The 8,836-nt window shown below is 41.3% G+C and carries 7 protein-coding genes; 5 read left to right on the top strand and 2 right to left on the bottom strand.

What is annotated here, in order from left to right; all coding sequences use genetic code 11:
• Positions 1-344: 344 nt before the first annotated feature.
• Together FC093_RS22865 and FC093_RS22860 are read right to left on the bottom strand one after the other, a co-directional pair.
• Positions 345-1,508 (bottom strand): AI-2E family transporter, encoded by a 1,164-nt coding sequence (locus FC093_RS22865; RefSeq protein WP_137264141.1) that lies wholly within the window; start codon positions 1,506-1,508, stop codon positions 345-347.
• A 377-nt stretch (positions 1,509-1,885) separates the two neighbouring features.
• Positions 1,886-3,406, bottom strand: coding sequence for an FAD-dependent oxidoreductase (locus tag FC093_RS22860; RefSeq protein ID WP_137264140.1), 1,521 nt, complete (start codon positions 3,404-3,406; stop codon positions 1,886-1,888).
• A 206-nt stretch (positions 3,407-3,612) separates the two neighbouring features.
• Between FC093_RS22860 and FC093_RS22855 the strand changes: the two genes are divergently transcribed.
• The 5 genes from FC093_RS22855 to FC093_RS22835 all read left to right on the top strand — a co-directional run bounded on the left by FC093_RS22855 (position 3,613) and on the right by FC093_RS22835 (position 8,803).
• Entirely contained in the window at positions 3,613-4,368 is a 756-nt protein-coding gene (locus FC093_RS22855) for a DUF72 domain-containing protein (RefSeq protein WP_137264139.1), read from the top strand.
• On the top strand, positions 4,359-5,501 hold the full coding sequence (gene corA / locus FC093_RS22850) for a magnesium/cobalt transporter CorA (RefSeq protein WP_240743425.1): 1,143 nt from the start codon (positions 4,359-4,361) through the stop codon (positions 5,499-5,501). The genes FC093_RS22855 and corA overlap by 10 nt, the downstream gene beginning before the upstream one ends.
• 372 nt (positions 5,502-5,873) lie before the next feature.
• Positions 5,874-7,124, top strand: a complete 1,251-nt coding sequence (locus FC093_RS22845; RefSeq protein ID WP_137264138.1) for a dicarboxylate/amino acid:cation symporter — start codon at positions 5,874-5,876, stop codon at positions 7,122-7,124.
• Between the two features lie 210 nt (positions 7,125-7,334).
• Positions 7,335-8,024 carry a ClpP family protease gene (locus FC093_RS22840; RefSeq protein ID WP_137264137.1) on the top strand — a complete coding sequence of 230 codons (690 nt, stop codon included), beginning with the start codon at positions 7,335-7,337 and terminating at the stop codon, positions 8,022-8,024.
• 137 nt (positions 8,025-8,161) lie between these two features.
• Entirely contained in the window at positions 8,162-8,803 is a 642-nt protein-coding gene (locus FC093_RS22835) for a ClpP family protease (RefSeq protein ID WP_240743423.1), read from the top strand.
• The last annotated feature ends 33 nt before the right edge of the window (positions 8,804-8,836 follow it).

Genomic DNA, 8,836 nt, shown 5'->3' with positions numbered 1-8,836 from the left:
AGATGAAAATACCATTCAGCACTATGTCAAAGCGCAGGGAGCCGAAAAAGAATATAAAAGGATTCACCAACAGCAGCTAAGGCTGTTTTGATACCTCGTCAGCTTGCTGCGAGGTAGTTCATTGGCTGGTGTTGAATCGTACACTTTTGTTTTTATCCTGTTAATGACTGACGTTGATTATACTACCATTCACAGATTACTTCCGGCTTCGCAGCCGTAATGACGAGCGCTCTGCCTGCAATGACATACATTTTTCCATCTTCAAGCACGAAAAGCTAATCCGTACACCAGTCCTTCAAAAATAAACCACACGCATTTGCGCTTATTTCCTCCCTTTCCCGCTGCTAACTTTCTTCTTTTTTTTCCTCTTTTGTAACAGGCTCAATGTTATTTTCTCTTTTAATTTTTTCCTGCACTTTCCTGTTGCCCAGCCGGAATACCGGCCACTCCATCGGGCTGCGTGCCGGCCGCTCATCTCCTAAAATCACCCCCCATTGTTTCAAATTATTGGTGCGGTCAAATATGATTTTCAACACTGCAATTACCGGCAGCGACAAGAACATACCGGATACACCCGCCAGTGCACCGGCAACAAAAACGCCTATAATGGTAGCCAACGCATTAATCTTTACTTTGGATCCTACAATGCGCGGCATAAGGATATTATTGTCTAAAAACTGTACAAAAGCAATGGTGCCCAGCACAATAAAGATGGGTGCTATCTCCTGGGTAGAGGAAATGGTAAGCAGTACACCAATAATATTACCCACTAATGCTCCTATATAGGGTATAAGATTGAGAATAGCAAAGATGGCACCTATGAGTATGGCATGTTTTATCCCAAACAATAAAAGAATACCACCCAGCAAAACGGTAATATAACTTATTTGTATAAGCAGCCCGCCAAGGTAGCTTTTAATAATAACTTCTATCTCGCGCATTACATCTTCTACTTTTGCATGGTTCTCGGGTGGAAACCACAGGAATATAAAACGGAGCAGGAGGTTTTTGTAAAACAACATGAGAAAAATATAAATGGGTAGCAAACCAAAAAATACCAGCACACCGGAAATAGAAGAGGCTGCTCCGCCCAGTGCGCTGCCTGCATAGTTAAGTACCTTATCATTTTGCTCGTTGATAAGCTTTATTTGCTGTGCTGTAGAGAAGCCGGTTTTGTCTTGTATCCACTGCCCCAATGTACTGATATGCGCTTGTACATTTTGTTTGATCTGTGGAAAATCGGACACCAGCCGGCTGATTTGTGAAGAAAAAAACCATATTAACAAGCCTGCTATCACAATCATCACCAATAGTGCAATAACAATAGAAAGCGTTTCGGGAACTTTTCTCCGCACTAAAAAGCGATATATTGGCAATAGCATAAGCGAAAGAAAGAATGCCATGATAATAGGTGCAAGAATGTTTTTTCCTACAATAATGATCATTCCTAAAAAATATAAACCCATGAGTTCGATAGCTCTGCGTACTGTAACCGGCAATGTTGACATTGATTAGAGATTGAAGTGTGAAGTTGTAATAAAAAATTGTACCAACAGTAAGTAAAATTGTTGGTGGGGATGGATGAGGTGTTGTACTGTTGGAGAGAAGACTGCTTTCTTAAGAAGTATGGCTGCCATTGCGGGCGGAGCATTCATTATTGCAAATGAAGTGAAACTATCTGCGGATGGTAGTATAATCAGCATCAGCCCATCAACACGTTAAAAACAAAAGTGTGAGATTCAAGCGCTCCTATTAAGGATGATTTGCAGCTACCCACAGATCACTTCGCTGCGCTCGCAATGACGGGCTAAACCGTTAACCTGTTTGATTCTAGCACCTGATAGCTTAAGTTGCGCAATTCACGCGTATATTATTTTTCCTCCGTTTATTCTATATTTATTTGTTCCAGATTCGTACTTGCCGGACCTGTAATAACCTTACCATTGTAATTGTAGCGGGCACCGTGGCAAGGGCAATCCCACGATTGCTCGGCTATATTCCACGCTACATGACATTTTAAATGCCTGCATACAGGACTTACGGCGTGCAACTGACCATTTTCATCTTTATACAAAGCAATTTTCTCCCCTTCATAATTCGCTACTTTACCTTCGCCATGTGCCAGATCGCTCAGGCTTTCTATTTTGTCTCTGGTAAAAAATCCTTTTACAAATTCCTTAGCTACATCCACATTTTCTTTTACAAAGGCAGTAAAGCCTGCTACGGGTTTTATGCGTCCTGGCGAGAATAACTCTTCGTAAGGAGATGGCACGCCGGTAAGCATATCGCAAAGCACCAAAGCCGCTACATGACTCCATGTCATACCATTGCCGCTAAAGCCTGTTGCTGCATATATATTACCTTTTTGGCTGCCAGGCATGTGACCGATATATGGTAAGCCATCTGCCGGCTCATAGTACTGCGACGACCATTTAAAAGCCATTTCTTTTACATTAAAATACTTTCGTACATACGCTTCCAATTTTAAAAAGCAGGCTTCGGTATTTTCAACATGGCCAGTTTTGTGATCTTCACCACCGGCAATAAAATATTTTTTTCCCATTACTTCCTGTGTGCGGTAATAATGGTAGGGATTGTACAAATCGTACGTCAGATGATCAGGATAATTTTCATCATTTAACTCCACTGCTATTGCGTAGCTTCTGTAAGGTGCGCAGCGCAGGTGCAATACACTTACACCGGGTGGAATATGCGTGGCAAAAATGAGTTTGCGTCCTTCCACTTTGCCCAGTGTAGTTTCTACGGTTACATTTTCATCATCGTGCCAGTTAGTTACACGGCAATGTTGCAAAACAGTACCGCCGGCTTCTTCAAATTGTTTGGCTAATGCAAATAGGTATTCAATAGGGTGAAACTTCCCTTGGCCTTCGGCTTTAAATGCTTTGGTAAAAGAAATAGGAATGGGAATTTCATTTACATAACTCACCTGTACGCCGGCATGTGCTGTAGCCCGAAACATTTCATCCAGTTCTTTATCCTGCTGGCTATTTTGCGAAAAAAGATAGGCCGCTTGCGTTTGATATTCACATTTAATATTATAAGTGCTGATGTTATTACTTATCAAATTCAATGCGTCTTGGGCTGCCTTAGCAACCAGTTGTGCATTTTTTTCCCCGAAGTCTTTGGCGATGGTATTATACGGGGTATCTAAAAGTGTGTTGAGGTGGGCAGTAGTGCCGCCGGTAGTTCCAAAACCCAACGTATTCGATTCCAGCAATAAACAATTTTTGCCACTTTTTTGTAATAGCAATGCAGTAGTAATGCCTGTAATGCCGCCACCTGCAATAATCACATCAAACAAAGCTGCGGGCAAGGTAGTGTGTTTTGTTTCGTAATCGGGAATGTTGTACTGCCACAGGCTAACGGTTGCGCCATCTCTTTGCATAAGAAATTGTATTTATTGTTTAAGAAAATGTTGTTTTAGGCAGTTGTTGTTTCGTTGTTTTTCTGCACGCTTTCTTAACGCTGAGAGTGTTTAAATCCTGCCAGCGTTTCAAACCGCGGTCTTACTTTTAATAGCCAGGCACTTCTTCCTGATTCAATTTTACTGCCAATACATTCCGGCGCATTATTCGTTTATAAAATAATAGTATGAAATTGAACAATATACACATTGGTACATCGGGCTGGAGCTACAAAAGCTGGAAAGATATTTTTTACCCAACAAACCTAAAACCTACATCGTATTTGCAGTACTATGCACAATACTTTGATACCACTGAAATTAATACCACTTTTTATCATACACCGCGTATGTCCACTACCGAAAACTGGGCTAAAGCAGTGCCACTTAGCTTTACTTTTTGTGCCAAAATGAACCGTTATGTTACCCAATTAAAACGTCTCAAAGAACCAGAGGAACCATTGCAACGCTTCTTTACCGCTATTGAACCATTGCAGCAAGTGTGCGGACCTGTTTTGATACAACTGCCGCCATCCTTGCGCTTTAATTATGAGGTAACGGAGTATTTTTATTCTGTCTTAAAAAGAGCATATAACCGGTACTATTTTGCGCTGGAGGCGCGCCATACAAGCTGGTTTGAAGTGGATAGTTTAAACCTGATGACAAAGTATAATATTGCATTCGTTATTTCACAATCGGGTAATGTATTTCCGTACGCAGAGGTTGTAACAGACACTAATATTTATATACGTTTTCACGGACCCGAAGCATTATATGCCTCGTCCTATAGCTATGAAATGCTGAATGCATATGCCGATAAATTTGTACATTGGATAAAAGAAGGGCACGTAATATGGGCTTATTTTAATAATGATATAAACGGCCATGCCGTGCATGATGCACAATTATTGAAAGAGATTTTAAATAAAAAGCAATGCAGCTAACAGATAATGCAAAAGAGGTGATGAGCAATATGTATAACCAAACAACAGGTTACCTCAGCCGCATGATTAAATTTGACAATAACCGGGAGAGAAGAGTGCGCATGTATAATCCTATTTGCTCTACCGTGCGCCAGGATGCGGAAAAGGTAAAGATTTGCGTGTATGATTATAATAAGGATTATGTAAAACAGCATGAACTGAAAGATGTAAGAGAAGCTTTTACCTTTAAAGAGAATGGCAATATAAGCTGGATAAATATTGATGGTATTCGTAAAGCCGATATAGAAGCAATAGGCGAGCATTTTGGCATTCACCCGCTTATCCAGGAAGATATTTTAAGCATAGGTCAGCGTCCTAAAATGGATGAAGGCGACGACATCATGTACTGCCTGCTCAATATGTTGTATTTTAATGAAGATACGATCACCGTAGAGCAGGAGCAGATAAGTATTGTGCTGGGCAAAAACTTTGTTATCACTTTTCAGGAAGATGCTGACCGTGATGTGTTTAATGGTATTCGCGAAAAGCTAAACATACCCAAAAGCAAGCTGCGCAGTGCCAGTGCCGACTATCTTGCTTATTCGATGATAGATACCATTGTGGATTTTTATTTTGTAGTGATGGATAAGCTAAGCGACAAACTGGAAGCAGTGGAAGAAGAAATCATACGCGCCGCCAGCACCCGCTCACTGGCACAAATCAACAGCCTCCGCCGCGAGTTGATTGTATTGCGCCGTAATGTACTGCCGGTGCGCGATATGGTGAGCGGTATAATCCGTAGCGATAGCCCACTGCTCGATGAGCGCGTGATGCGGTATTTTAAAGATGTTTCCGATCATATCACACAAGCTGCCGATATGGTAGAAAACTACCGTGATATGATAATGAGTATGCAGGATTTATACCTCAATAAAGCCAACATACGCCTGAATGAAGTAATGAAAGTAATGGCCATTGTAACCTGCCTGATGGCGCCTGCTACGGTAATTGGAGGTATCTTTGGTATGAACTTCGACCGCATCCCCTACATTCACAACCGGTATGGTTTTTTTATAGCCGTTGCGTTGATGCTGCTCGTTCCGGTGTATATGATTTATTTGTTTAAAAAGCGTGGATGGTTTAAGAGAATGTAAAATTTTGTTTTCTTATAAGAATAGTTGTAATACTCACTAAGGTTTGGTTACGATGACAAATTTGTACTTAGGAGTAATGCAAACACATCATTTTAAGCACAGCATTCGTCATTGCGAGCGTAGCGAAGCAATCTGTGCTATGCTGTAAATCATTATTAATGAATATTTTGAACCTATAATAAAGTTTATTATTAATTGAACTCTGCATATCAACATTGCAGGCTTATTTTGATTCTACTACTATCCACAGATTGCTTCGCTATCGCTCGCAATGACGCAGATACAACTTCCCGAATTATATTGCAGCAGCAAATGTTTTTTGCCTTTATCTTTAAGCGCTGTCATTCGCTACTTCAATAAGCCAAACCTATTATGCAGGCAACCACAACCAACAGGACATTCTTAAAAACATACGGTAATATACTGCTCATGCTCGGCGGTGTAATTATTGGTTGCATACTCGGTATTGTTTTCGGTGAAAAAATAGAAGTCATTAAGCCTATTGGTGATGTGTTCTTAAACCTGCTTTTTACGGCTGTTATACCATTGGTCTTTTTTACCATCGCAGCTTCCATTGCCAGCATAGATCAATCACAAAAGTTTGGGAAATTGATGGGTGTGATGTTGCTTGTTTTTATTTCAACCGTATTAATTGCTGCCATCACTACAATCATTGCTGTTTACTTTTTTCCAATCAATGCCATACATACCAACAGTTCGTTTGTGGCAACTGCTACACAAAACGAGAACAAAAGTTTGGGCGAAGTCATCGTGAATATGCTCACGGTAGATGATGTATATAAATTATTCTCCCGCACCAACATGCTTCCATTGATGATCTTTTCGGGCATTGTAGGGTTTGCTGTGTTGCGCGCCGGCGAAAAGGGCAAACCTTTTCTCCATTTTTTGCAATCCGGGAGCGAAGTGCTTACGCGCTTTTTACTATTTGTTATGAAGCTGGCCCCAATTGGCTTAGGTGCTTATTTTGCCAGTCAGGTAGGTGTTTTAGGTCCGCAACTATTGGGCAGTTATGCCAAGGCATTGGGCATTTTTCATGGCGTGTGTCTCTTTTATTTTGTGGTGGGGTTTAGTTCGTATGCCTTTATTGCGGGTGGATGGAAAGCAGTAAAAATATATTGGAAAAACAATATTGCACCATCTGCTACAGCCATCGGTACGTGCAGCAGCATTGCTACTATTCCGGTCAATTTATTGGCAGCAAATAACATGCGCATTCCGCCGTATATTGGCAATATTGCTATACCGCTCGGTGCTACGTTGCATAAAGATGGCTCCGGTATTTCTTCCATCATAAAAATAGCAGCCGTTTTCGCCCTTTTTCATAAGCCTTTCACCGGTGTTGATGTATGGTTGATTGCTTTGCTGGTAACAGTTATAGTAAGCATGGTAGAAGGCGGCATACCAAGTGGCGGTTATTTAGGCGAATTATTGGTATTATCGGTTTATAATTTCCCGCCGGAAGCATTCCCTGTTGTAATCATTTTAGGCACTTTGGTAGATCCGGTTGCTACCATCATGAATGTTACCTGCGATACTGCCGCTGCCATGCTCGTAAGCAGAATAATGGAAGGAAAAAACTGGATGAAGCTGGCACGCAATTAATAGCACATGAACAACACGGATTCATGCACAAATAGGAAAGAATTTATTATATGGACAAATCAGGTTCATCAGGTTTCCTCATCAGTAAAATCCTTATCCAAACAAATTCGTGTCATCTGTGTGCTATTATTCTGACCTTTTGTCGCTACTTTTTCCTTTGCATGGTATTTGGTTATCCATTATCTTCATCCGTATTTAAACATATTGAATATGAACATAGGAAAGGAATTTGAAAAATATGCTGTGCATCACCGCGGTATCTCCAGCGCCACTATGCACAATTATGCCACCCAGTTTACTAATCTTACGCCATACATCATAGAAGAGCGGCCACTCAACGTTGCCAGCATGGACGTGTTCAGCCGGCTGATGATGGACCGTATTATCTTTCTGGGCGAAGGCATTAATGATTATGTTGCCAACATCGTAACGGCGCAGTTGCTTTTTTTGGACAGCACCGACAGAACACGTGACATTCAAATGTACATTAACAGCCCCGGGGGCAGCGTGTATGCCGGATTGGGTATTTACGATACCATGCAGTTTGTAAGCCCCGATGTAGCCACTATTTGTACCGGTATTGCGGCCAGCATGGGTGCTGTACTGATGGCAGCCGGCGTAAAAGGCAAACGCAGCGCCTTAAAACATTGCCGCATCATGATTCACCAGCCAAGTGGTGCTATTGGCGGACAGGCTTCTGATATTGCTATTACAGCCAGGGAGATCAGGAAAATCCGTCACGAACTGGACGAAGTGCTTGCCAACCATACTGGCAAAGACATCGAAACCATTGCCCGCGACCGTGATCGCGACTTTTGGATGACTGCAGCCGAAGCACAGGCATATGGACTGGTAGATGAAGTATTACTTACCAATCCAAGAAAGGAAAAGAAAGATTAAATATCCGAAATAGTTAGTTGTGAGTGAAGAAAACAACGTGAGAAGTGATATGTGAAAAGCGAGAACAGACTTCATTCACCATTCACAATTGATAATTCACAACTCCTTACATCACACATCTTACATCGTACATAACTATGATAGATTTAAATTATAAAAATCCATTTTTAATGGATGATAATGAAGAACCCGAAGAAGAAGTTCCAAAGACTGATAAGGAAGACCATTCTCCGTTTATTTTAAAGAAAATGGAAAAGCTCTTTTTAGAAAAAAGAGCTGTATATCTCTGGGGCATGGTGGATGACCGCAGCGCCAAAGAAGTAGTAAGCAAATTGCTGCTGCTCGAAGCTGATAACCCAGGTAAAGAAATCAAATTTTATATCAACAGCCCCGGCGGTGTAGTAACCAGCGGTATGGTGATTTACGATACCATTAAACTAATCTCTTCACCGGTAAGCACCATCTGTATGGGACTGGCTGCCAGCATGGGTTCTATACTGCTGAGCGTAGGTGCTAAAGGTAGGCGGTTTATTTACCCACATGGCGAAGTAATGATTCACCAGCCAAGCATCGGCGGTTATTTTCAGGCTACCAGTGCCGATATTGAAATACAGGCAGAACAGATAGAGAAAACAAAACTGATGGGAGCTGAAATACTGGCTGCTAACTGCGGCAAAACAGTAGAGCAAATATTAAAAGATTTTGACCGCGATTACTGGATGGACGCTAAAACTGCTGTGGAATACGGTATTGTGGATGAAATAATAGATAAATTATAACCTAATACTTTATAATAGCTTAAAATACATTTG

It is taken from the genome of Ilyomonas limi (assembly GCF_005233845.1).
In the GTDB taxonomy this organism is placed as follows: Bacteria; Bacteroidota; Bacteroidia; order Chitinophagales; family Chitinophagaceae; genus Ilyomonas; species Ilyomonas limi.
This window is presented reverse-complemented; position numbering and strand designations above follow the sequence as displayed.

What these genes read in the sequence shown, in the direction of transcription:
- FC093_RS22865 (WP_137264141.1), bottom strand. Translation starts at nt 1,508, where the DNA reads ATGTCAACATTGCCGGTTACAGTACGCAGAGCTATCGAACTCATGGGT.
- FC093_RS22860 (WP_137264140.1), bottom strand. Translation starts at nt 3,406, where the DNA reads ATGCAAAGAGATGGCGCAACCGTTAGCCTGTGGCAGTACAACATTCCC.
- FC093_RS22855 (WP_137264139.1), top strand. Translation starts at nt 3,613, where the DNA reads ATGAAATTGAACAATATACACATTGGTACATCGGGCTGGAGCTACAAA.
- corA (WP_240743425.1), top strand. Translation starts at nt 4,359, where the DNA reads ATGCAGCTAACAGATAATGCAAAAGAGGTGATGAGCAATATGTATAAC.
- FC093_RS22845 (WP_137264138.1), top strand. Translation starts at nt 5,874, where the DNA reads ATGCAGGCAACCACAACCAACAGGACATTCTTAAAAACATACGGTAAT.
- FC093_RS22840 (WP_137264137.1), top strand. Translation starts at nt 7,335, where the DNA reads ATGAACATAGGAAAGGAATTTGAAAAATATGCTGTGCATCACCGCGGT.
- FC093_RS22835 (WP_240743423.1), top strand. Translation starts at nt 8,162, where the DNA reads ATGATAGATTTAAATTATAAAAATCCATTTTTAATGGATGATAATGAA.